Below are 24,373 nucleotides of genomic sequence, written 5' to 3'. Positions count from 1 at the left end.
TTATAGTGGATTTCTTGAATTATAAGCTTGATACATTAATAAACTAGCAGCAACACTGGCATTTAAACTTTGTAATTGACCAACCATTGGAATGGTTAACATTTCATCCACATTCTTCTTAAGAAGTGGTGAAATTCCCTTACCTTCATTCCCAATGATTACGGCAACAGGTCCCTTGGCATCCCAACGACGGTAATCAGCACCTTTCACGTCGGTTCCAAATACCCATACACCTTGTTGTTTTAAGTCATTAACAGTGTTAACTAGGTTAGTCACTCTAGCAACCGGAATTCTTTCAATCGCACCAGCAGACGTCTTAGCAACTGTTGATGTTAAGCCAACGGCACGGTGCTTTGGAATAATCACACCAGTAACACCGGCAGCATCAGCTGTTCTGATAATTGAACCCAGGTTGTGAGGATCTTCAATGTTATCAAGAATTAAAAAGAATGGTGGTACATCTTGTTTTGCTGAGTTTTCAAATAATTCATCAATGGTTGCATATTTGTATGGTGAGATTGATAAAACCACCCCCTGGTGATTTTGATTATCTGAAAGTAAGTCTAGCTTTTGCTTTGGCACAGTTGAGATTACTAGGTGCTTTTGCTTAGCTAGTTTGATGATTTCTTCAACACTTTTTTCGTCTTTCTTGATTCCGTTTTGTAGGAAAACTTTGTTGATTTCTTGTTTTCCTCTTAATGCAGAAACAACCGGATGGCGTCCGATTATAAATTCGCTTTGGTCATTAGTCTTCATATTTTGGCCTCCCAGCATCGACTTGTTCAATACACCAATTAGATAGTTCTTCTAAACGATCATCTTGTTTGCTTAATGAAAGATACCCCATCATGGCTTCAAAACCAGTTGAATGGCGGTAAGTCAAAACGCTAGTGTTCTTAGCATGTGTGTAACTCTTAGCATTACGACCTCTCTTGAACACTGCATCTTCTTCATCGGTTAGAATGTCGTCTTCAATCATTAAATCGATTAATGCTGCTTGAGCCTTTGCTGACACGTACTTTCTAGCTGCCTTTTGTAGGCGATTGGGCTTAGTAATACCTAAGTTTAAAAGGTGCTTTCTTACGAAAACTTCGTAAATTGAATCGCCAAGATATGCTAATGCGATTCCATTTAACTGTTTATAATCCACATTCTGGTTTTCCATCATTTATTCCCTTCTGAAACGAGTACCTTGAGCAGTATCTTCTAAGATAATCCCTTGATCTCGTAGTTGATCTCTAATTTCATCACTTCTTGCGAAGTCTTTATTCTTTCTAGCTTTGTTACGTTCATCAATCAATGCTTGAACTGAATCGTCATCTAATGTTTCTTCCTTGAAGACAACACCAAAAATAGAAGCCATCTTTTCTAATTTATCAATAATTAGGTTAACAGTATCCTTACCTACTTCAGGTCTTTGGGCATACATGTTACCAAGCTTAGCTAGTTCGTATACACAGTCAATTCCGTTTTGCGCATTGAAATCATCATCCATTGCATCTTGGAAATCTGCTTGAATTTGTCTGATTTCTTGTTCTAGTTTCATATCGATAATATCTGAGGCATCACTTAAACGATACTTCAAGTTATTGTATGCATTTCTTAACTTGTTTAGGTTGTTTTCGGCAGCCTGTAAATTAGTTTCGTTGTATTGAATTGGACGACGGTACTGTGTAGTGGACATCAAGAATCTAACAACTTGAGGATCTACTCTCTTAACAATATCGTGAACTGTCACAAAGTTACCTAGTGACTTACTCATCTTTTCGTTTTCATCACCAACGGTAACAAAACCATTGTGCATCCAATAGTTAACAAACTTTTCACCAGTTTTGGCTTCGCTTTGTGCACGTTCGTTTTCATGATGAGGGAACTTCAAATCTTCACCACCACCATGGATATCAATTGTGTTACCCAAGTACTTGGTAGACATTACTGAACATTCAATGTGCCAACCCGGACGACCTTGACCCCATGGCGAATCCCATGAGATTTCTCCTGGTTTAGCAGCCTTCCATAAAACAAAATCAATTGGATCTTCTTTTTTGGAAAGTTCTTCTTCAGAGACATGTTGGCTAGCTCCAGATTCCAAGTCATCTACACTTTGGTGTGATAAATGACCGTAATCATTGAACTTTCTTGCTCGATAGTAAACATCGCCATCAACAGCATATGCATAACCATCATCAACCAATTCTTTTACGAATTGAATAATTCCATCAATGTTATCAGTAGCTCTTGGATTAACAGTTGCTGGTTCAACGTTCAATGCAGCCACGTCTTCTTTGTAAGCTTCAATGTACTTGTTAGCAATATCCATTACTGTACTGTTTTCTTCTTTAGCTTCATTAATTAATTTGTCATCAACATCCGTAAAATTAGAAATGTAATTCACTTGGTAACCACAATATTCAAAGTAACGACGAATAGTATCGAAAGCAACAATACTACGCGCGTTTCCAATATGAATATAGTTATATACTGTTGGACCACAGACATACATACCAACTGTTCTTGACTTAATTGGCTTAAATACGTCTTTTTCTTGAGTTAATGTATTATAGATCCTTAGCATTAATGGCACCCCTATTCCTATTTTTTATACTTACTTCATTCTATCATAATAATAGCTTCTATATTAGGATAAATTCAAATAAAAAAGCCCGCCAAAGCATGCTTTAGCGAGCCTTATTTATTATTGATTGATTTGTTTTAATGTTTCATCAATGTGTTTTAGAGCCTTTTCTCTACCAATCAATTCGATTGATTCAGGTAGTTCAGGACCGTGACTTTCGTGAGTAACAGCAATTCTGATTGGCATCCATAGTTGACGTCCCTTGATCTTAGTTTCCTTTTGAATTTCCTTAATTGTCTTTAGGATTTCAATCTTATCGAAAACTGGAACATCCTTAATCTTTTCAGCGAAGGCCTTTAGAACAACTGGTGCAGTTTCGTTTTGAATTTCTTCAAGAGCTTCACCAGAAACCTTAGCTGGTTCATTAAAGAATACGTCAGCCATTGAGTTGATTTGAGCCATGTAGCTCATTTGTTGCTTGTAAGTATTGATTAACTTACGAGCCCATTCGATAGTTAAAGCATCTGGGTTTTCAGGAATGTTACCCTTTGCGATTAATTGACGTAATGCTAAGTCCATAACAACGTCTTCATCAGCAGCCTTAACGTATTGGTTGTTAATCCATTCAAGCTTCTTGTTATCGAAATTAGCAGGTGACTTGCTTAGACGGTGTTCGTCGTACATCTTGATGAAGTCACGTTGTGAGAAGATTTCATCTTCACCCTTTGGAGACCAACCTAATAAAGTAATGAAATTAAACATTGCTTCTGGTAGGTACCCTAGGTCTCTGTATTGTTCGATAAATTGAATGATTGATTCATCACGTTTACTTAGTTTCTTACCGGTGTCGGCACTAGTAATCAAACTCATGTGACCGAATACAGGAGCTTCCCAACCAAATGCTTCGTACATCATTAATTGTTTTGGTGTATTAGCAACGTGGTCGTCACCTCTGAATACGTGTGAAATTTGCATTTCATGGTCATCAATAATAACCGCGAAGTTGTAAGTAGGCATTCCGTCACGTTTTACGATAACGAAGTCTCCGCCAATAGTATCAGAGTTAAATTCAACATGACCCTTAACAACATCGTCCCATGCATAAGTCTTGTTCTTTGGTACTCTGAAACGAATAACTGGTTTCAAACCTTTAGCTTCTGATTCAGCCATTGATTTTTTAATTTCTTCTTCAGACATACCAGCGTATTCATATTCGTAATGAGGCATAATGCCCTTTGCACGTTGTTCTTCACGATCAGCTTCTAGTTCTTCTTCTGTTCTGTATGAGTAGTAAGCCTTGTCTTCATCCAATAGTTGTTGGATCAATGGATCGTAAATTGAACGTCTTTCGGATTGTCTGTATGGACCAAACTTACCAGGTTTGTCTGGACCTTCATCCCAATCTAAGCCAAGCCATTTTAAGTTGTCTAACTGACTTTTCTCACCATCAGCTACGTTTCGCTTAGTATCAGTATCTTCGATACGGATAATAAACTTACCTTTATTATGTCTAGCAAATAGGTAATTAAAAATTGCTGTTCTAGCATTACCAATGTGTAAATGTCCGGTTGGACTTGGTGCATATCTAACACGAATTTTCTTATTAGCCAATGATATTTTCTCCTCTTTTTTATAAATTCTTAGAATAACATTCTAATTTTACAATTATTATCGATAAAAATAAAGTGCTCAGTAAAAATCTAAAGGTATCTATAACCTTTTATTTATCATCAATTCTAGCGAAAATCATTTTACCAGCATCTGTTTGAATTGAACTGGTTACCTCAACAGATAGTCGTTCGTTTAGATGGTTCTTACCCTCTTCAACAACAACCATAGTTCCATCATCCAAGAATGCAACCCCTTGGCTTCTTTCGGTTCCCTTTTTCAAAATCATAACTTCAAGATGTTCACCCGGAACAAATCTTGGCTTTAGTGAATTAGCCAATTCGTTAATGTTTAAGACGTTAACCTTTTGGAATTGGATAACCTTGTTTAAGTTGTAATCATTAGTAATGATTGAACCATTGAAATCCTTAGCCAATCTGATTAGCTTGCTATCGACTTCTTTAATATTGTCATAGTCTTGATCTGTGATTTCAATTGGCATAATCTTTTCGGTTTGTAGTTTATTTAAAATATCTAAACCACGACGACCACGAATGCGCTTTTGACTGTCCGCTGAATCTGCAATGTATTGTAATTCATATAAGACAAACTTAGGAACTAGTAATGTTCCTTCAATGAATCCAGTCTTTGCTACTTCGTAGATACGACCATCAATCAAAATGTTGGTGTCCAAAATTTTAATTGATTTAATGTTATTGCGGTTTGAAGAATTAGTTAAGGCGTTGCCACCTTTTTTCAAACTAACTCTAAAAATTTTGCGCCAATCATTTAACTTAGTAGTTCCCAATAGAAAACCTAGGTATCCAAAAGTAATCATTAATAGAGCTGGTAAGATTAAGTTAGTGATTAAATAAGGCGTTCTAAATAAAACGATTGAAATTAAAGTCGCTAAAATCAATCCAATAATCATCCCTAAAGTCCCCATCAAAATATAGAATGGATTCTTTTGTGACAATTGTTTTTCAACCTGACTCATTGCATTCATGATTCGTTTAACAACAAACAATGAAAGAATATAGAAAACAATGGCGCCAATTACTGAATCAACTAGTGCATTATTTAATAAAATTGAAGGGTTTTCCCACAATGCATGCCAAATAACGGGTAGATAAATTACCCCTAACGTTGCTCCTAAAATGACAAATATAAATTGGATAACCGTAAATCGATCAATTTTTTTCATTATTATCTTCCTCAGTATGTGTTAGTTAAGTGCGATTTTAATCGCTTGAGCCAGTGTGGATACACCAACGACTTCAATTCCGTCTGGTGCAGTCCATCCTGACATATTATGTTTTGGTATTAATACGCGCTTAAAGCCCAGTTTTTGAGCTTCTAAAACACGTTGTTCAATCCGGTTAACTCGTCTAATTTCACCAGTTAAACCAATTTCACCGATGTAACATTCACTAGGGTCGGTTCCCCTATTCTTGTAACTTGATGCCACACTAATTGCTACGGCCAAGTCAATCGCTGGTTCGTTTAACTTAACTCCACCAGCCGCCTTCAAGAAGGCATCTTGGTTTTGTAGCATTAGTCCGGCACGTTTTTCAAGCACAGCCATTAAAACGGCTACACGGTTACGGTCAATCCCGGTAGCTGTTCTTTGGGCGTTCCCAAATACAGATGGTGTTACCAAGGCTTGAATTTCGACTAGGATTGGTCTGGTTCCTTCAATTGAAACAACAATTGCTGAACCATTGGCGTCCTTCAAACGTTCTTCCAAGAAGACCTCTGATGGATTAGCGACTTCTCGTAATCCCGATTCTTGCATATCAAAGATTCCTAATTCGTCGGTTGAACCAAAACGGTTCTTTACAGCTCTTAAGATACGATATGAATGATGCATGTCCCCTTCAAAGTATAAAACAGTATCAACCATGTGTTCCAGAGTCTTAGGTCCGGCAATTGAACCACCCTTAGTAACGTGGCCAACCACAAAGATTGTAATTCCATTGGTCTTTGCAATGGACATTAAATCAGCGGTAATTGCTCTTACCTGTGAAACGGAACCAATTGCGGAATCAACCTCTGGCTCAGAAATGGTTTGAACAGAGTCAATTACCACTGCATCTGGTTTAATCTCATCAATGGCAGACTTGATGGCACCCATATCAGTTTCTGGATATAGATACATGTTGGAACCATTAACGGATAAACGTTCCGCTCTTAGCTTAATTTGACTGGCACTTTCTTCCCCAGATACATACAAGACGCGTTGGTCCTTAGCACCTAATTGGCCAGAAATTTGAAGTAACAGTGTGGATTTCCCTATACCAGGATCCCCACCAATTAAAATTAATGAGCCCGGAACAATTCCGCCACCTAATACACGGTTAAATTCTTGGGATTCAGTTTCAAAACGTGATTCCTTTTCGAACTTAACATCTTTAATTAGTTGTGGTTTTGTTTGCTGACCATTGAAATCCATTCGGTGAGTCGATTTCAAACTCGATGTTTCTTTTTGAACAGTTTGTTCTTCAAATGTGTTCCATTTTCCACAGTTAGGACAATGTCCCAAGTACTTTGGTGAAATGTATCCACATTCTTCGCAAACAAATTGGGTCTTTACTTTAGCCACATTAATTTCCTTTCTTTAATTCGTTATTTATTCTCCTGATGAACCAAAACCACCAATTCGTTTAGTACCCTTGTTGGAGTCATCATCAGTTGTTAAGAATGGTACAAAAATACCTTGAGCGATACGATCACCCTTCTTAATCTTTCTGTCTAGTAATCCAAAGTTAGTCATTTGAACAAACAACTCACCTTCGTTGCTTTCATTACCATAGTAATCAGCATCAACAATACCAATTCCGTTTGGTAAAACCATGCCTCTCTTTAATGGACCACTTGAACGGTTAGCAATTACTAACATTTCATCTGGTTGCATGTAAGCCTTAATTCCCGTTGGAACTAATAATGGACGTAAGACATCCTTTGCACGTTGCATCTCATCTTCAGATACGTCTTTTTCATGCTTAATTGCCCAAAGAACTTTTAAAAATCCTAATTTCCAAATTGAAGGTAATACAAAATCGACACCGGCTTCGATATCATAACCTGCTGCTTGTTTAGTAGAACGATAAGGTAGATTGATGCCTTTATCCTTGTACTTTGTAACTACTTCAAATCCTCTTTTCATATCTACACATCCTGTTAATTTATTAGTATTATTATACTATGTATTTTATATGAAAACTGTTAACAATTAAATACAAATATTTTATTTGACAAACTCACGATAACCATAGAAAATTAATATAGTATTATTGAGGTATATTTAATACCTTCGTTCGAAACCTTTCGTCTGAATGTATATGCATTCAAAGTCGATTTAACGTCGTTTTACCGAATATTTTAGAGGGGAAAAGGATTATGGATAAAGAATTAATGAAAAAAGTTGCTGGCCAAGAAGCTGTCAAATACATTAAAGATGGTATGACAGTTGGTCTTGGTACAGGTTCAACTGTGAAATACTTGTTGGATGCATTGGGAGAACGAGTAGCCAAAGAAGGATTACGTATTATTGGTGTTCCAACTTCCAACCGCTCAGCAAAGCGTGCTCGTGACTTGGGAATTGATGTTAAAAGTATCGATGACGTTGACCATATTGACTTAACAATTGACGGCGCTGACCAAATCGATGAAAATTTCCAAGGTATCAAGGGGGGCGGTGTTGCCCACCTTCGTGAAAAAATTGTCGCAATCAACTCAGATCGAAACATCTGGATTGTCGATGCAACAAAGATGGCCAAAAACCTTGGCTCTTTTCCCCTTCCTTTGGAAGTTACTCCATACGGAAGCACTCACCTATTCAAACGTTTAGACGATATGGGTTACCATCCTACTTTTAGAACCAACGCTAAGGGTGGCCACGTATTAACTCACGCCGATAACTACATTATCGATTTAAACTTAGGTTATATTGAACATCCCCACGAACTTGAAACCATCCTAAACAACATGACTGGAATCGTTGAACATGGTCTGTTCCTAGATGTTGTTGACATGGTAATTGTCGGATATGAAGATCATTCAGAAACATTCGACGCTAAAAGAAAATAATTAATCAAAGCCGTGATAGTAAGCAGGTCTTATTATCACGGTTTTTTGTGTCTTAAGAGCATTTGACCTGAATGATATAATATTATAAAAGCAAGGAGGAATCATGATGTCTAAAAGTATTAGTAATGAAAATATCCAAAAATATCATAACGATTTATTAGATCGTAAAGAAGCTAAGGTAATGCAAAGAGCCATAAGCCATAATGGTATCAACTCTTCAGCTGCCAACTTCGAAGCGGAAGGTAACATGAAGCCAAACTTTTCAATTGAAATCGATACTGGTGAAGTTGCCAACCAAAAACATAGTGGCCGTTGCTGGATTTTCGCAGCGCTAAATACTATGCGTCATAACCTAGCTAAAAACTTCAACTTATCTGGTGATTTTGAATTATCACAAATTTACACTACTTTCTGGGATAAGTTTGAAAAATGTAACTGGTTCTTAGAAAACATTATCAAGACTGCTGATGAACCATTAACTTCACGCCGTGTTTCATGGCTATTAGATTCACCACAACAAGATGGTGGTCAATGGGACATGTTATGTGCGGTAATCGAAAAGTACGGTGTTGTTCCTCAATCAGCAATGGTTGAAACTGCCGTAAGTAACGATACTTCAGAATTAAACGTTGTATTAAACCAAAAGCTAAGAATGGATGCCATTCAACTACGTGAACTAGTTTCACAAAACAGTTCAGATATCGAAAAGGTAAAAGACGAAATGTTAAGCGAAATTTACCGTGTCTTAGTCTATTCATTCGGTGAACCTGTTTCGGAATTCAACTTTGAATACCGTGATGAAAAAAACGAATACCACATCGATACTGATTTAACTCCAAAGAAGTTCTTTGATAAATACGTAAACTTAAACCTAGAAGATTACGTTTCAATCATTAACTCCCCTACATTAGACAAACCATACGAAAAGACTTACACCGTTGATATGTTAGGTAACGTTATCGATGGTCGCCAAGTTAAGCATTTAAATCTTGAAATGGATCGTCTGGAAGAACTAACCATCACCCAATTAAAGAACGGTGAAAGCGTTTGGTTCGGAAGCGACGTTTCAAAGGAATCAGATCGTAAAAAAGGAATCATGGACGACAACCTATACTCAAAGGATGAATTATTCGACATTGATTTATTAATGAGTAAAGATGAACAACTAGACTACCACCAAAGTGTTATGAACCATGCTATGGTTATCACTGGTGTTGATATCGTTGATGGTCAACCTACTAAGTGGAAGATTGAAAACTCTTGGGGTAACCAAGTTGGTTCAAAGGGATACTTTGTAATGAGTGAGTCATGGTTCAGACGTTTCACTTACCAAGTTGTTATCAACAAGAAATACCTATCTGAAGAAGATAAGAAGAATCAAGAACAAGACCCAGTTGTATTAGATCCATGGGATCCAATGGGAACACTTGCATTTAACGAAAAATAAATCACAAAAAAAGAGCTGATAAATTATCAGCTCTTTTTATATTGTCTTTTTACTAATTACATTCAACTTATCATCGAAATGATAAACGATTGGTTTTCCATTTGGAACTTCCACTCGATCAATGTCATCATCACTAATATTATCTAAATACTTAATTAATGCCCTTAGCGTTGAACCATGGGCAACTACCAACTCGTTTTGACCGTCTAATAACTTAGGAGCAATCGAGTCTTGCCAGTATGGTATCAATCTTTCATAGGCCATCTTTAGACTTTCACCACGTGGTTCAATCACACCGATTTTTTCATACTTATGCTCTTCATCGGGTTGATCCAACAATGGTGGGACCGTTGTATAGCTGCGTCTAAATTCAGCAAACTTTTCAGGCCCATATTGTAACTTAACGTCATCTTTTTTACGACCGCGCAACGCTCCATAATGACGTTCATTTAGTCGCCATGACTTAGTCTCTTGAATATATTGTTGGTTAATTTCACTTAACACAATATGCAACGTTTCAATTGCGCGTTTTAAAAACGAAGTATGAGCATGATCAAAATCAATTCCCAATTGATTAATCTTCTTACCAGCATCGTGAGCCTGTTGAATACCTTTTTCTGTTAAGGCAACATCACTCCAACCAGTGAAAACATTTTTTTCGTTGGCAACACTTTGACCATGACGCATGATTACTAAATACGACATATTATCATCTCTTTTTATTCTTCTAATGCAGCATTCTTTTGTTCCATCTGACTACCAATAAACGTAATCACAGAACCGATTAGAATAATCACAATTCCAATCCAAGTATTAATTGCAATCTTTTCACCTAACAAAATCATTGCCAAAATTGGTGCCAATCCTGGTTTGATGAAAAATACGATTGAGGCAATTGATACCCCTGCTCTTTCCATAGCAAGGAAGTAGAATGCAAATCCACCACCTGTAACACAGACACAAATAAATAATAGAATCCAGAAATAATTCATGGAAATATTATGAATTATTGGTGTGTTTGCGAATGGTTTTAACCATTCTACCTTATTCATGTAGTTTGCAACAGCAGAAATATTTGTAATTGATACTAAAATTAAAAGTTCGACAGATCCGGCTAAAAATGTGTAGCAAGTAGTTGCTAATCCATTTTGACCGGTAACTTGTGAACCCCATCTGGATACAATGCTGTAAAGACCAAATGTTAGTGCTGAACCCAATGCTAATGAAATTCCCAATGGGTTGGTAAGGTTGGCCGGATTAACTATTACAAGCAATCCGATAATAGAAAGAACTAGTGAAATAAATCCTAGTCGACTAATCTTTTCCCTTAGAATAAAGAAAGCGAATAGTAATGCAAATACTGGATTACAACTAAATAGCACTGCTACCGTTGATGCTTCATCGTACATGATTGCCAATTGGAATAGCGTCATACTAACGACTACACACAAAAATCCAGTTAATAAGAAGACACCTAAACTTTTCCATTTACTCGTCAATAATGTTTGCTTTCCATTCTTCATCACGATTGGAATTAATACTAATCCCCCAATAAAGAATCGAATTAAATTCAATTGGATTGGACTAAAAACTCCTTGGACACTTTTTAGTGCAATTTCCATTGAACTAAACATAAATGTGGAAATTAAAACATACAGAAAAGTCTTTTTCAACTTTAAACGCGCTCCTTTAAATTTACAAATTATAAAAAACTTGATACACTACAAGCTTAAAGTTCATGTTGTGATGTTTTTTATATTAACATCAGAATTATATCATATCCCCCGACCTTATTAAAAATGTAACAAATACATTACAATTTATTACATATCTCGTAACTATTATTCTTTTTAAAAAAATAAGTTTATAATAAAAGTTATATTTACGTATCTTAATTATAGGTAGTATAATGGGGAAATTCAGAAAAAAGGAGCTATTTTTGATTTATGCAAAACAATAATCAAAACATCGATAGAGCTTCCAGAACTAGAGGAAACCAACCTCACTTCAAGAAGAAGAAGAGTCATAAGAGTGCATGGATCACTCTTATTGTCACATTAGTTCTACTAGTTGCTGGATTAATCATTGCTCATGGTGTTTATGTCAACATGAAGAATGCTGCGGATAAGGCTTATCAACCAGGTTTATCCACAAAAGAAAGAAACGTATCTAGCATCATCGCTCAAAACAAACCTGTTTCAATCTTACTTCTAGGTACTGATACTGGTGCCCTAGGACGTCATGACACAGGTAGAACAGATACAATGATTCTAGCTACTGTTAATCCTAAAAAAGAAACAATTTACCTAACAAGTATCCCACGTGATACTAAGGTTACTGTTCCTGGCGATTCACAACCTTACGAAAAGATTAATGCTGCATACACTATTGGTGGTGCTTCAAGTGCCGTACAAACTGTACAAAACTTGTTAAACGTTCCAATTGACTTCTATGCAATTATTAACATGGGTGGTCTAGAAAAGATGGTTAACGCTGTGGGTGGTGTTACCGTTACTCCTCCTTTAACTTTCCATTATGGTGCTGCGAACGTTGTTAAGGGTAAGACAGTTACATTGAATGGTGCCCAAGCTCTTGCATACTCAAGAATGAGACATCAAGATCCTGCTGGTGACTACGGTCGTCAAGTAAGACAAAGACAAGTACTACAAAAACTTGTTCTAAAGGGTATGAATATTTCTTCATTACCAAGATACAAATCAATTCTAAATTCAATCTCAGGTAAACTTAAGACTGATATGAAGTTTGATGATATGGTTGCTTTACGTGAAAGATACGGAAATGCAACTCACCACATCAAGTCACAAACTCTTCAAGGTGAAACTGCTGTTGTTGACGGTATTGATTATGAAGTACCAACTCAAGACACACTTCTAAACGTTTCAAACTCAATTAGAGAAAGTCTTGGATTAAGTAAACTTACTTCATTAAACTCAACACAAAGTCAAACTAGTGACTACAGTGTTGGTGCCAGCGTTATGAGTAGTTCTTCAACTCAAATCAATTACTCAAATGACAGATAATAAAATAAAAGGCTCTGGTTAATACCAGAGCCTTTTTTGTATCCCCTATTTTATTAATCGATGAAGGCAAAGAAAAAGGAGACATCCATTTGGATGTCTCCTTTTTAAGTAGTTGGGCTAGCTGGGTTCGAACCAGCGCATCACGGGATCAAAACCCGTTGCCTTACCACTTGGCTATAGCCCAATAAAAGGGCGGTAGGTGGGAATCGAACCCACGCGTGTCGGAACCACAATCCGATGTGTTAACCACTTCACCACTACCGCCATATTATTATATGTGATAATGATTTCTCATTAATGCGGCCAAGAAGACTCGAACTTCCACCGGGATTAATCCCGACAAGATCCTTAATCTTGCGCGTCTGCCAATTCCGCCATGGCCGCAATAAAAAATCACAAATATTATTATATGTGATTTTTCCCTACTTTGCAATAGGTGTTTTAAATTTTTTTATTCACCGCGTACAGTGGCACCACTGTGATCTACCTTAATCAATCTCATCACTCCATCGAGTTTTCCAACGTTCAATCTATCACGTAATTGATTCAATTCAGATTCAGTACCAAATGTAATTACACAACGGTGTGATTGATTTAGGAACGTACCGTAGATTCCCAATTCATGGGCTCGTTTTCTGATGGTTTCAAGTTCTGGTACCACTTCATAGATGTTATCCGTGTAAATAGCGTCATTTTCCATCATTTCAGTGGCTTTAGTCCATTCATTGCTCATTAATGAGGCCACTAGCACATTGGTTGCACTGCTGGCTTTTACGGCGTCTACAGAGCTAACTTGGTTCTTGTAGATAGCTTTGTCGCTACCATCATCCTTAGTTAGGTATACTAATGCGTTAATAACCTCTGGAATTTGGGTCTTAACTGTTGTAGCCATTTCACCATTAAAGTAAGAAACAGTAATGTCACCCAATAAAGCAGATGCTACACCATCAGCATGACCTTCAATCTTACTACCAATATTAATCTCATCATCTAGTGATAAGTCTAATTCCCCTAATGCGTTAGCAATCTTGATTCCAGCAACAATTGCAGTAGTACTTGAACCAAGGCCTCTTCCAATTGGAACATCTGACATAACAGTTAATTGGTGAGGTTTGATTGTTGGATCCACCTTTAGGATGGTTTGCACAATAATGTTATTTTCATCGTTTGGAACGTCATCACCTAACGCATGGTTTACTTGCCAGTGTTGCATTTCTTCTTCAACAATGACTGTGTAGTATAAGCCAAAAGCAATTCCGATTGAGTTAATTCCAGCTCCGATTCCTGTTGATGTAGCAGGTACTCGGATAATTATTTTTTTATCCAAACTAATCATCTCCAGTGTCTAGTTTTAGTTTTCCACGACATTTTCCACATACATACTTGTGAGTGTCAATTCTACGCTTACGGCGGTAAGTTTGTCCACAATGTGTACAAACATATTTAAACGGACGCTTGTCCACAGGTGCCGGTGCAAATCTTGATCCTCCCACTGTCTTCAACAATCGTTTAAAAGCCAAGGTATTATGCTTACCAGAATACCCTGCAAGGTGTAGATGGTAATGGCAAAGCTCGTGTTTTATCACCCCTACCAATATCTCCATCGAATGTTCTGTTAACATCTTAGGATTAATATCAATATCATGACTAGCCACATGGTATCTTCCACCTGTAGTTCTTAAACGACTATTAAAGTAAGCACGGTGCTTAAATGGTTTGGCGAATGATTCTTGTGAAATCTTTTCCACCAATGTTTGTAATTCTTGATCATTCATTTAAATTTTATCACTTCTCCGGATTAATCATCGTTAGTTGAATCCGATTACGCTTAATATCAACTGATAATACCCATACGTCAACAATGTCTCCAACGGAAACAACACTGCTTGGGTCTGAAATAAATTGGTCACTCATTTGTGAAATGTGGACAAGCCCATCTTGCTTCACAGCAACATCAACGAAAGCACCAAAGTCGATTACATTTCTAACTGTTCCTTGTAGTTGCATCCCTTCTTTTAAGTCCTCAATCTTCAATACATCTTGCTTTAGGACTGGCGTTGGCATGTTATCACGGAAGTCTCTTCCTGGACGTTTTAATCCATCGATGATGTCTAATACGGTTTGCTTTCCATACCCATTTTCATTAATAAACTTATCAACATCGAATGTGGATAAAGCTTGATTAATTTCACTGGTTCCCAATGAATCCAAACTAAAATTCAATTCATCCACAATTTGGTTAGCAATCTTGTAACTTTCCGGGTGAATGTCTGTATTATCAAGTGGATTACTACCGTCTAAGATTCTTAAGAAACCAATAGCTTGTTCATAAGTCTTTTGTCCTAATCTAGGTACCTTAGATAAGGATTGACGTGTCTTGTATTCACCATTTTCATTTCTAAACTTAACCACATTCTTTGCGGTAGTCTTAGTCATTCCAGAAATATGGGTTAATAATTCAGGACTAGCTGTATTAACATTAACTCCAACTTTATTAACGGCAGTTTCCACAACTCGATCCAATTGAGCATCTAGTTGTTTTGCGGGTAAATCATGTTGGTATTGACCAACCCCAACTGACTTAGGATCAATCTTAATCAATTCTGCTAACGGATCTTGAAGTCGTCTTCCGATACTCACAGCAGAACGTTCTTCAACGTGAAAATCAGGAAATTCATCACGCGCATTTTGACTGGCAGAGTATACAGAAGCTCCGGCTTCATTAACAATTACGTAATAAACCGGTAGATTATTTTCTTTAATTAATTCAGACACAAATTGTTCCGATTCACGACTAGCTGTCCCATTTCCAATTGCAATCATTTCGGCATGGTTCTTCTTAATGAAATCAACCAGTTGTTTTTTTGCTTGTTGGCGTTTAGCATCACTTGCTGGTTTGTGTGGATAAATCACTAACTTATCCAAGAACTTCCCGTTATCGTCAATTGCAGCTAATTTACATCCAGTACGGTAAGCTGGGTCAAAACCAATCACTACCTTGCCCTTGATTGGTGCTTGCATTAGTAGATTATACAAGTTACGACCAAAGATATTAATGGCGTGTTCATCAGCTTCATCGGTTAATTCATTTCTGATTTCACGATCAATGGCTGGTTTCATAAAACGAGCGTATGCATCTTCATAAGCATCCTTCACAAATTCAGCGGACTTGCCGTTACGCTTACGGTTAGTTTCCGCTTGCAAGAACTTGTAAATAACATTGATATTGACATCAATGCTGACGGTTAATATCTTTTCGTTTTCACCACGATTTAACGCTAGGACACGATGGTTCTTCAATTGGTTAATTGGTTGTGAGAATTCATAGTAATCTTCATAGACGTGCTTTTTGTCTTTTTCATCAGCATCCTTCTTGGCCTTGCTGGCAATTTGGCCGTGCTTTTTGGTATCTTCTCGAATCCACTCTCTTAAATGGGCATCGTTTCCGATATCTTCGGCTAGGATTTCATGAATACCGTTTAAGACATCTTCAACATTGTTCAATTCTTTTTCTACATCCACGTAGTCTTTTGCCTTATTCACAAAGGAATCATCGTTAGCTAAAACAAGTTTCGCCAATGGTTCTAAACCTTGTTCTCTAGCAATCATTGCCTTAGTCTTCTTCTTTTTCTTGTATGGTAGGTACAAGTCTTCGACTCTTTGCATTGATTCGGCTTTTTCAATGTCTGATTTTAGTTTATCGGTTAGCTTACCTTGTTCTTCGATTAAACGGAGAACTTCTTCTTTACGTTTTTCTAGATTGGTAATTTTTGTGTTGGCATCGGCAATTTCTCTGATTTGCACTTCATCCAAACTGCCTGTACGTTCCTTACGATATCTGGCGATGAAAGGAACTGTATTGCCATCTTCTAACATGGAAATAACGGCAGAGATTTGTTTTTCTGAATAACTGCCTAGTTCTTTTCTAATTTTTGTAATGATTGATTGTTCCAAATCGTTCATCTCATTTCTTATTTGAGTTTGTCTTTAATTATATCATTGCATTTTTAGATAAAAAAATAGTTGGTAATATTTACCAACTATCTTTTGTTTTTATTACATTGACATCATGATCTTTTGAGCTGTCTTAAATACTCGTTCAATGCTGTCTTGTTGTAGCTTACCTGCTTTATTAAAAGCATCTGCTTCAATAGTATCAGCTTTGATGCTGTCTACCATATCTTGGCATCCCTTAACGTAATCAGCATAAGCTTCCTTTAGGATTGAGTGACGACCCAATTCCTTAGCAGGAACGTCTACGTTATCAAGTTGTGATAAGAATTCTTTGTACTTATCAGTACCCTTTTGGAAAGTATCCTTTGTGCTTGCTAAATCGATTGATGAGTAATCGTTGTTAGCAACAGCTTCTTCCAATGGATCGTAATCATGACTCATTTCTTCACCAACCTTATTAGTGTTAGTGATTAAATCAGATAAAAATGGAGCATAGATTGCCATCTTGTTTTTCTTCATAATTAAAAAATTCCCTTCTTACTTCCAAAAGTCATCGTAAATAGTAATTGGTAGATGACGTTTATGTTCTGTTTTAATATACCAGTTTTCAATCTTTTCTGCAGCATCTTTTGAAACTTCTCTGCCTTCTAGGTAGTTATCGATATCGTCGTAAGTTACACCTAAAGCAACTTCATCAGGTAATGCAGGACGATCATCTTCTAGGTCAGCAGTTGGAGTCTTTTCGTATAAATGCTTTGGTGCATCTAATTCAGCTAGCATTGCCTTACCTTGACGTTTGTCCAAACGCCATAGTGGAGTAATATCAGCAGCACCGTCACCAAACTTAGTGTAAAAACCAGTTACGGCTTCAGCAGCATGGTCGGTTCCTAAAACGGCACCATGAGTTTGACCAGCAATTGCATATTGAGCAATCATTCTTTGTCTTGCCTTGATGTTACCCTTGTTGAAGTCAGAAATTTCCATTCCATCAGCTTCAACAGAAGCAACGGCAGCATCAGCAGCTGGCTTGATATCTACTCGGATAGTCTTGTCAGCTTCGATGAAATCAATTGAATCCATTGCATCTGATTCATCAGCTTGAGTTCCATAAGGTAATCTAACGGCGATAAACTTGTATTCATCGTCATTAGTTTCTTCGCGCATTTCGTTAATGGCGATTTGTGCTAACTTACCAGTCAAAGTAGAATCTTGACCACCTGAAATTCCTAGAACTAGAGTCTTTAGGAAAGTGTTTTTCTTTAGATAGCTCTTTAAAAAGTCAACACTGTTTCTGATTTCTTCTTTTGGATCAATTGATGGTTTTACCTTTAATGCATCAATGATTTCTGTTTGCTTTTCTCTCATTACAATTCACCCTTGTCTTGCTTATTTTTGATTTTATCGTGGACATCCTTGATAATGCTCATCTTGTTGTTCCAACATTTGGTTGATAAATCAACTGGGTATTCTTGTGGGTTTAACTCACGTTTGTACTCAGGCCATAGTGATGATAATACATCTTCTGAATATTGTTTGATATCAGCTAATTCTGGTTGATCATAAACTAATTCACCATCTTTATAGATGTCCTTTAACAATGGTCTTGCATCAAAATCAGTCAATGTCTTGTTAATGTAAGTGTATTGAGGATGGAACATGTATAGACTATCTTCATCATTTGGATTTTCATCAGATAGTGTGATGTAGTCTCCTTCTGACTTACCATCTTTTCTTTCGGTAATTCGCCAAACTTGCTTCTTACCAGGTGTAGATACCTTTTCAGCATTATTTGATAACTTAATGGTATCTACCATTTCACCGTTATCATTTTCAACGGATACCATCTTGTATACGGCACCTAGTGCTGGTTGATCGAATGCGGTAATTAGTTTAGTACCAATTCCCCAAACATCAATCTTAGCATCTTGCATCTTCAAACTAGTAATGGTTTTTTCATCCAAGTCATTTGAGGCAAAAATCTTAGCGTCTGGATAGCCAGCATCATCTAGCATTTCACGGACACGTTTTGATAAGTATGCCATATCACCGGAATCAATACGTACACCAGCGAAATGAATCTTGTCGCCCATTTCATTAGCAACCTTAATGGCGTTAGGAACACCACTCTTTAATGTATCAAAAGTATCCACTAAGAAAACACATTCACGATGGCTTTGTGCGTAAGCTTTAAATGCTTTGTAGTCATCTTGGAATAGTTCAACTAGTGAGTGAGCATGAGTTCCACTAATTGGAATGTTAAAGTTCTTACCTGCTAAAACATTTGATGTGGCGTTAAAACCACCAATGTAAGCAGCTCTTGTACCCCAGATGGCCGCCGCAGTTTCTTGAGCACGACGACTACCAAATTCTAGTAATGGGTCATCCCCTGCCGCCATTCTAATTCTAGCAGCTTTAGTAGCGATCAATGTTTGATAGTTAACGATGTTTAAAATTGCTGTTTCAACTAGTTGGCATTCACAAACATTTCCTTCGACTTGAAGCATTGGTTCGTTATTGAATACCAATTCCCCTTCAACCAAAGAACGAATTGATCCAGTAAATTTAAAGTTGCGAAGATATTCTAAAAATTCTTCGGTATATTCGTTTTGAGAACGTAAGAACTCAATATCATCATCTGTAAAGTTGATATCTTTAATATACTTAATTACTTTTTCCAATCCAGCGAAGATGGCAAACCCATTTTCAAAAGGCATTTTTCTAAAGTAAACTTCGAATACAGCTCGACGATCTTGCAAACCTGCTTGGAAGTATGTTTGCATCATATTGATTTCATATGCATCAGTATGTAATGTTAAATTATCAAATTCATTTGACATTTTTTATGAAATCCTCCTAATACTTGTCGCATTTTAATGTCTTTTATTTTATCATTAATTAAAGAAATAATCATAATAATTTATTTGAAGGTATTGCAATGGAAAATAAAACTGTTAATATTTTAGGTTTTGATTTTTTAAACAGTTCATTCAATGATTTCATGGATAACACCAAGCATAGAATCGATAAACGTGAAAATACTTTTGTCGTCACTGCTAATCCCGAAATCGTTGTTCACGCTTTAAACGATCAAAAATACACCGATACAATTAAAAAATCTGACTACCTAGTTGCCGACGGAATTGGTATCGTTATGGGTGCTCATATCTTGGGTTCAGATATGAGCGAAAGAATTACCGGATACGACATTCTATTGGACTTATTAAGCTGGGGTAATCAGAATCATAAATCAGCATACTTTTTGGGTGCCAAACCAGAAGTCATCGCTGACTTGAAGAAGATTATTCCACAAAAATACCCAGATTTAACCGTTTCTGGCTATCATGATGGGTATTTTACCGATAGTGATGAAATTGCCGCTGAAATAAAGCAAAATCAGCCCGATATGGTATTTGTAGCTCTAGGTTTCCCTAAGCAAGAATACTTAATCGAAAAATATCGTCATGTGAACGATGGACTATGGATCGGCTTAGGTGGTAGCTTTGATGTTTTATCTGGCCATGTTCAACGTGCCCCACAATTTTGGATCAATCACCACATTGAATGGCTATACCGTTTAGTCAAAGAACCCACCCGTTTTAAACGTATGTTGGCATTACCAAAATTCATCCGTTTAGTAAAGAAACAAAAGAAGAATGAAGCAAAATAAAAAAGTACATCGATATTAGTCGAATGTACTTTTTTTACTATCTAAATAAAATTCAAATCTTTCGCCCACGTATTGAGTACGAACGTATTCAAACGGTTGGCCGTTTTGTAGTGATGTCACCTGTCTTAATAACAGAATGGCATCACCCTTTTTAATATCTAAGTATTCAGCAATTTTTTCAGAAGCAAGCGTTGCTGAAACGTTTTGTCTAGATACTTTCGGCACTAGGTTCTTCTTTTCCTTCAATGATGCGTAGAATGAATCTGTCACATCACCTTTACTTAAACCGTCGATAATCTTTTCCGGAACTGTGGCGATTTCAAAGCAAATGGGCACACCATCACCATAACGGATTCGTTCCATTCTCAATACCTTGTCATTTTGAGAGATGTTGAGCTTTTCGATTTCGCTTAGTGAAGGTTCTAGTGTGTGATATGAAATGGTCTTACTAGCAGGAAGCTTGCCTTGCGCTAACATGATGTCAGTGAAACTAGTAACCCCTGACATCTTTTCTTGAACCTTTTCATTGGAAACATATGTACCTGAACCGACACGTTGATCTAAGATGCCTTCATCAACAAGCGTTTGAATTGCTTGTCTTAAAGTCATTCGACTAACGTTAAATTCAGTAGATAGTTGTCTTTCAGAAGGAATACGACTACCTAGTTTCCATTTACCTTCTTCAATATTCTTTTTTATTTCATTATGAATTTGGATATAAATTGGCAAAGCCATTATTTCACTATCCCTTCATTACTATTCTTGAGTTGCATCAAAACAATCAATTACGGCTTTTTCGAAACCACTCTTCTTCAATGCTAATAATCCTTTGATAGTTCCACCGGCAGGAGAACAAACATCATCAATTAAGTCACTTGGAGACTTGTCAGATTTTTCAATCATCTTCATTGATCCTAAAATAGCTTGTGCTGCTAATTGAGTCGCTGTTTGTTTGTCTAAGCCATGGTTAACTGCACTACGACTGAAGATGTCCGCAAATAAATAAGCGTATGCTGGAGTACATCCCATTAATGATCCTGATACATCGAATTTATCTTCATCAATTTCAATCATCTTACCTAGTAGTTCTAAGTTGCTAACAGTATCTGCCATTCTTTCATCAACTAGGTTTTCGTTAGCTTTATAGATTAGCATTCCTTCGTTAACTTCTACGTTTACATTTGGAATCAAACGAATGATTGGTAAATCATAACTAGTTAATTCTTCTAAACGTTCTAAAGAAATTTGCCATGCGATTGAAGCTAGAATCTTGCCATTTAGTTTTTCTCTAACATCCTTTAAAACATCAACAACTTGTTTTGGTCCAGTTGCCAAAATAACCAAGTCACTGCTTGCTGCTACTTCTTGATTACTGTCGCTACAGTTAATACCTGTAGTCTTTGCGAATTCTTGATATTTTTCCTTATGTGGAGCATGAACATATATATCACTAGCATTAACTTTACCAGAATTGATATATCCCTTAATCATTGCCTTTGCCATTGCTCCAACACCAATAAAACCTATTTTCATAGCAACCTCCAGAACTAAAAAATGATGTGTTTATTATAACATAAAAAAAAATGACTAACTATAAAAGTTAGTCATTTCAAGTAGTTGGGCTAGCTGGGTTCGAACCAGCGCATCACGGGATCAAAACCCGTTGCCTTACCACTTGGCTATAGCCCAATAAAAAATGGAGGGGAGTGGATTCGAACCACCGAACCCGAAGGAGCGGATTTACAGTCCGCCGCGTTTAGCCAGACTTCGCTACCCCTCCGAAAAGATATAAAATGTAATCAACAAGAAATATAATAGCAAAATCATAGATGCTTGTCAATGACTTTTTTACCTAATCGCAAGTGTTAAAACTGCGATGTCATTGGTATGTCTCAACCAATCAACAAATAATATAATATCGAAAATCGCGGTTTAAGTCAACACTTTTTAAGCACTTTTTTTAATTTTTCTACTGATGTGCAAATCACGTAGAACTTGATGTAACAAGATTACCATCACAATTGATAAAACAATTCCAATACTTCCTAGTACTAAGAAATAATTAACATTATCTACAGAGAAATATTTCACAACTTGAGAGTTAATAGCTTGACCAGTAGCTGCTGACAAGTACCATACCCCCATCATTTGTGAAAGAAAGTTCTTAGGAGCTAAACGATAAGTTACTGATAATCCAACTGGGTAAATTAACATTTCTCCTAAGCAAACCATACCAACAGTGGCAATGATCCACAATGGATTAACTTCACTACCTGCTAAAAACTTGATTGGGATAAATAAAATTAAACATCCAATACTTGCTAAAATAACACCAAGTGGGAATGACTTTAAAGCATTACTTTCTCTATGGTGCCAATACTTAGCGAATAATGGTGTAAAGATTAGTATGAATAATGGATTGATTGCTTGATACCATGTTCTTGAAATATGAACATGGAAATCACCATTATGAAAAATACCCAATAAGATAAAGAATAGTAAAATTACAGCAGTAAATGCTTTTAATAAGGAACTACTATTCTTTTTTTGTACGAAGTAACCAATAACCAATGAAACAACAATAAAGAATGATAAAACGGCGTATTTCCATACATAGAAATCGTTATCAGTGCTACCACTGGCCATCATCGCTAAAACGATTGGTCCTTGTTCCTCTACTCCCCAAAAGAAAGATGCACAAATGAATAGAATTACATATACTACCATTCCCTTTCTTTCTTTTTGCGTTGTGTGGTTACTACTAATGATCACAAAGAAGTAAATAAATGGAACTATAATAGTTATTGCACTTAAAAGCGTAATAATATTTTCAAGATTCAAAGCATCAAAAACATACATTAATAAGAATACTAACGCAATTGATACAACGAATAGCATAACTCGATCAAATAACTTTTTAATTTCGTAAGGTTCAATTGGATTTAATGTGTAAATACTATTGTTTTGGTTATAGTCATTGGTATGCTTTTCAAAAATGGCAAGACCAATTGCCATTGCGATTGCACCAATTAAAAATCCAAGATGGAAATTAACGTGTACACCAATATAACCAATGATAATTGGAGCTAAGAATGCACCGATGTTAATTCCTGAAAGGAAAATGGTAAAACGATATGCCCTTGTGTTATATCGTTCATCATATAAGTTTCCAACCATCGTTGTGATTGTTGGTTTTAATAATCCAGTCCCCACTGTTAAAAATACAAGAGATATAAATAATAACCAAATTGTATTATGGAGTGGAATCGTTAAGATTAACTGACCTAAAATAATTAAAATGGCACCGAGAGAAACCGTCCTTTTCCCTCCAAGAATTCTATCACTAATGTACCCTCCACAAGCAGCAGATAAATAACTTAGCGATCCATAAATTGCAAATAATGATGCAGCTGTGGATGGTTTAAATCCCAGACCACCTTTACTTAATGAATAGTACATATAGTACAAAAGAATAGCTTGCATACCATAGTAACTAAATCTTTCAAGAGACTCAGTTAATGTTAATGAAATTAGACCTTTTGATTGATTATCATTATCAACTTTATCCAATTAATACTCCTCCAAACAATTAAAAATCATAGCAACGGTTATTATACGCTCTGATTAAAATTTTATCAATTTTACCAAAATTTAATCATATAAAAATAAAAAAACTAGGACATCAAAATCCTAGTTCTTTTATGCCGGCTGCAGGACTTGAACCTGTGACCGCCGGTTTACGATACCGATGCTCTACCAACTGAGCTAAGCCGGCAAATGTTATGTATATATTATATACAAGAAAGGTGCTAACAAATGTTAGCACCTCTTTATATACTCCGAATGTCAGACTCGAACTGACGACAACCTGATTAACAGTCAGGTGCTCTACCAACTGAGCTAATTCGGAATAACGCGCGGCAACGTCCTACCCTTGCAGAGGGCGATCCCTCAACTACTATCGGCGTTTAGAAGCTTAACTTCTGTGTTCG

General features: G+C 36.5%; 22 protein-coding genes and 7 tRNA genes. 4 read left to right on the top strand and 25 right to left on the bottom strand.

Annotated elements, in window-relative coordinates; genetic code table 11:
* The 7 genes from rlmB to JUD45_RS03515 form a co-directional block, all read right to left on the bottom strand.
* Window positions 1-756, bottom strand: a complete 756-nt coding sequence (gene rlmB, locus JUD45_RS03545; protein ID WP_034531897.1) for a 23S rRNA (guanosine(2251)-2'-O)-methyltransferase RlmB — start codon at window positions 754-756, stop codon at window positions 1-3.
* Complete coding sequence (locus JUD45_RS03540) at window positions 746-1,168, bottom strand: Mini-ribonuclease 3 (RefSeq protein ID WP_138727015.1); 423 nt, start codon at window positions 1,166-1,168, stop codon at window positions 746-748. The genes rlmB and JUD45_RS03540 overlap by 11 nt, the downstream gene beginning before the upstream one ends.
* Window positions 1,169-2,575: a cysteine--tRNA ligase gene (cysS, locus tag JUD45_RS03535; protein WP_203619699.1), complete on the bottom strand. Its 1,407-nt coding sequence runs from the start codon at window positions 2,573-2,575 to the stop codon at window positions 1,169-1,171.
* Between the two features lie 120 nt (window positions 2,576-2,695).
* The gene (gene gltX, locus JUD45_RS03530) at window positions 2,696-4,186 is read right to left on the bottom strand and encodes a glutamate--tRNA ligase (protein WP_187155812.1); all 1,491 of its coding nucleotides are present in this window, start codon (window positions 4,184-4,186) and stop codon (window positions 2,696-2,698) included.
* A gap of 109 nt (window positions 4,187-4,295) precedes the next feature.
* Window positions 4,296-5,387: a PIN/TRAM domain-containing protein gene (locus JUD45_RS03525; protein ID WP_203619698.1), complete on the bottom strand. Its 1,092-nt coding sequence runs from the start codon at window positions 5,385-5,387 to the stop codon at window positions 4,296-4,298.
* Window positions 5,388-5,408: 21 nt separating this feature from the next.
* The gene (radA, locus tag JUD45_RS03520; RefSeq protein ID WP_034534706.1) at window positions 5,409-6,785 is read right to left on the bottom strand and encodes a DNA repair protein RadA; all 1,377 of its coding nucleotides are present in this window, start codon (window positions 6,783-6,785) and stop codon (window positions 5,409-5,411) included.
* Window positions 6,786-6,812: 27 nt separating this feature from the next.
* Window positions 6,813-7,349 carry a dCTP deaminase/dUTPase family protein gene (locus JUD45_RS03515; RefSeq protein WP_203619697.1) on the bottom strand — a complete coding sequence of 179 codons (537 nt, stop codon included), beginning with the start codon at window positions 7,347-7,349 and terminating at the stop codon, window positions 6,813-6,815.
* Between the two features lie 233 nt (window positions 7,350-7,582).
* Here JUD45_RS03515 and rpiA point away from each other — a divergent pair, with 233 nt between their 5' ends.
* Together rpiA and JUD45_RS03505 are read left to right on the top strand one after the other, a co-directional pair.
* On the top strand, window positions 7,583-8,272 hold the full coding sequence (gene rpiA, locus JUD45_RS03510) for a ribose-5-phosphate isomerase RpiA (RefSeq protein ID WP_034531888.1): 690 nt from the start codon (window positions 7,583-7,585) through the stop codon (window positions 8,270-8,272).
* 106 nt (window positions 8,273-8,378) lie between these two features.
* Entirely contained in the window at window positions 8,379-9,719 is a 1,341-nt protein-coding gene (locus tag JUD45_RS03505) for a C1 family peptidase (protein ID WP_203619696.1), read from the top strand.
* Window positions 9,720-9,755: 36 nt separating this feature from the next.
* Here the strand turns inward: JUD45_RS03505 and JUD45_RS03500 are convergent, their stop codons facing one another.
* Both JUD45_RS03500 and JUD45_RS03495 read right to left on the bottom strand, forming a co-directional pair.
* Window positions 9,756-10,424, bottom strand: coding sequence for a 2,3-bisphosphoglycerate-dependent phosphoglycerate mutase (locus JUD45_RS03500; protein ID WP_203619695.1), 669 nt, complete (start codon window positions 10,422-10,424; stop codon window positions 9,756-9,758).
* Between the two features lie 14 nt (window positions 10,425-10,438).
* Entirely contained in the window at window positions 10,439-11,392 is a 954-nt protein-coding gene (locus tag JUD45_RS03495) for a DMT family transporter (protein ID WP_203619694.1), read from the bottom strand.
* Between the two features lie 273 nt (window positions 11,393-11,665).
* Between JUD45_RS03495 and JUD45_RS03490 the strand changes: the two genes are divergently transcribed.
* Window positions 11,666-12,760: an LCP family glycopolymer transferase gene (locus JUD45_RS03490; protein WP_138727023.1), complete on the top strand. Its 1,095-nt coding sequence runs from the start codon at window positions 11,666-11,668 to the stop codon at window positions 12,758-12,760.
* A gap of 112 nt (window positions 12,761-12,872) precedes the next feature.
* Here the strand turns inward: JUD45_RS03490 and JUD45_RS03485 are convergent.
* From JUD45_RS03485 to JUD45_RS03445, 9 genes are all read right to left on the bottom strand, one after another.
* Window positions 12,873-12,944 (bottom strand) — tRNA-Gln (locus JUD45_RS03485).
* Between the two features lie 7 nt (window positions 12,945-12,951).
* Window positions 12,952-13,024 (bottom strand) — tRNA-His (locus tag JUD45_RS03480).
* Window positions 13,025-13,058: 34 nt separating this feature from the next.
* Window positions 13,059-13,144: transfer RNA gene (locus tag JUD45_RS03475), tRNA-Leu, on the bottom strand.
* 67 nt (window positions 13,145-13,211) lie between these two features.
* The gene (locus JUD45_RS03470; protein WP_236018481.1) at window positions 13,212-14,087 is read right to left on the bottom strand and encodes a homoserine kinase; all 876 of its coding nucleotides are present in this window, start codon (window positions 14,085-14,087) and stop codon (window positions 13,212-13,214) included.
* Window position 14,088: 1 nt separating this feature from the next.
* On the bottom strand, window positions 14,089-14,535 hold the full coding sequence (locus JUD45_RS03465) for a SprT family protein (protein WP_053791529.1): 447 nt from the start codon (window positions 14,533-14,535) through the stop codon (window positions 14,089-14,091).
* Between the two features lie 10 nt (window positions 14,536-14,545).
* On the bottom strand, window positions 14,546-16,714 hold the full coding sequence (locus JUD45_RS03460; RefSeq protein WP_203619692.1) for a Tex family protein: 2,169 nt from the start codon (window positions 16,712-16,714) through the stop codon (window positions 14,546-14,548).
* A gap of 102 nt (window positions 16,715-16,816) precedes the next feature.
* Window positions 16,817-17,233, bottom strand: a complete 417-nt coding sequence (locus tag JUD45_RS03455) for a hypothetical protein (RefSeq protein ID WP_138727025.1) — start codon at window positions 17,231-17,233, stop codon at window positions 16,817-16,819.
* Between the two features lie 18 nt (window positions 17,234-17,251).
* Complete coding sequence (gene nadE / locus JUD45_RS03450; RefSeq protein WP_138727026.1) at window positions 17,252-18,079, bottom strand: NAD(+) synthase; 828 nt, start codon at window positions 18,077-18,079, stop codon at window positions 17,252-17,254.
* Window positions 18,079-19,551: a nicotinate phosphoribosyltransferase gene (locus JUD45_RS03445; RefSeq protein ID WP_203619691.1), complete on the bottom strand. Its 1,473-nt coding sequence runs from the start codon at window positions 19,549-19,551 to the stop codon at window positions 18,079-18,081. Before JUD45_RS03445 ends, nadE begins: the two co-directional genes overlap by 1 nt.
* Before the next feature lie 92 nt (window positions 19,552-19,643).
* Here JUD45_RS03445 and JUD45_RS03440 point away from each other — a divergent pair, with 92 nt between their 5' ends.
* A complete protein-coding gene (locus tag JUD45_RS03440) occupies window positions 19,644-20,381 on the top strand; it encodes a WecB/TagA/CpsF family glycosyltransferase (protein ID WP_438800469.1) in 738 nt (245 codons plus the stop codon).
* 15 nt (window positions 20,382-20,396) lie between these two features.
* Here JUD45_RS03440 and JUD45_RS03435 read toward each other — a convergent pair whose 3' ends face one another.
* The 7 genes from JUD45_RS03435 to JUD45_RS03405 all read right to left on the bottom strand — a co-directional run bounded on the left by JUD45_RS03435 (window position 20,397) and on the right by JUD45_RS03405 (window position 24,291).
* Window positions 20,397-21,116, bottom strand: coding sequence for a GntR family transcriptional regulator (locus JUD45_RS03435; protein WP_138727029.1), 720 nt, complete (start codon window positions 21,114-21,116; stop codon window positions 20,397-20,399).
* 21 nt (window positions 21,117-21,137) lie between these two features.
* Complete coding sequence (proC, locus tag JUD45_RS03430; protein ID WP_138727030.1) at window positions 21,138-21,914, bottom strand: pyrroline-5-carboxylate reductase; 777 nt, start codon at window positions 21,912-21,914, stop codon at window positions 21,138-21,140.
* Between the two features lie 84 nt (window positions 21,915-21,998).
* Window positions 21,999-22,070: transfer RNA gene (locus JUD45_RS03425), tRNA-Gln, on the bottom strand.
* An 8-nt stretch (window positions 22,071-22,078) separates the two neighbouring features.
* Window positions 22,079-22,161 (bottom strand) — tRNA-Tyr (locus JUD45_RS03420).
* A gap of 167 nt (window positions 22,162-22,328) precedes the next feature.
* Complete coding sequence (locus tag JUD45_RS03415) at window positions 22,329-23,951, bottom strand: peptide MFS transporter (protein ID WP_138727031.1); 1,623 nt, start codon at window positions 23,949-23,951, stop codon at window positions 22,329-22,331.
* A gap of 132 nt (window positions 23,952-24,083) precedes the next feature.
* A tRNA-Thr gene (locus JUD45_RS03410) sits at window positions 24,084-24,156 on the bottom strand.
* Between the two features lie 62 nt (window positions 24,157-24,218).
* Window positions 24,219-24,291, bottom strand: a tRNA-Asn gene (locus JUD45_RS03405).
* Window positions 24,292-24,373: the final 82 nt, after the last annotated feature.

Source organism: Apilactobacillus nanyangensis (genome assembly GCF_016861915.1).
In the GTDB taxonomy this organism is placed as follows: domain Bacteria; phylum Bacillota; class Bacilli; order Lactobacillales; family Lactobacillaceae; genus Apilactobacillus; species Apilactobacillus nanyangensis.
The sequence above is the reverse complement of the archived record's forward strand: the minus strand, read 5'-3'. Positions and strand labels throughout refer to the sequence as shown.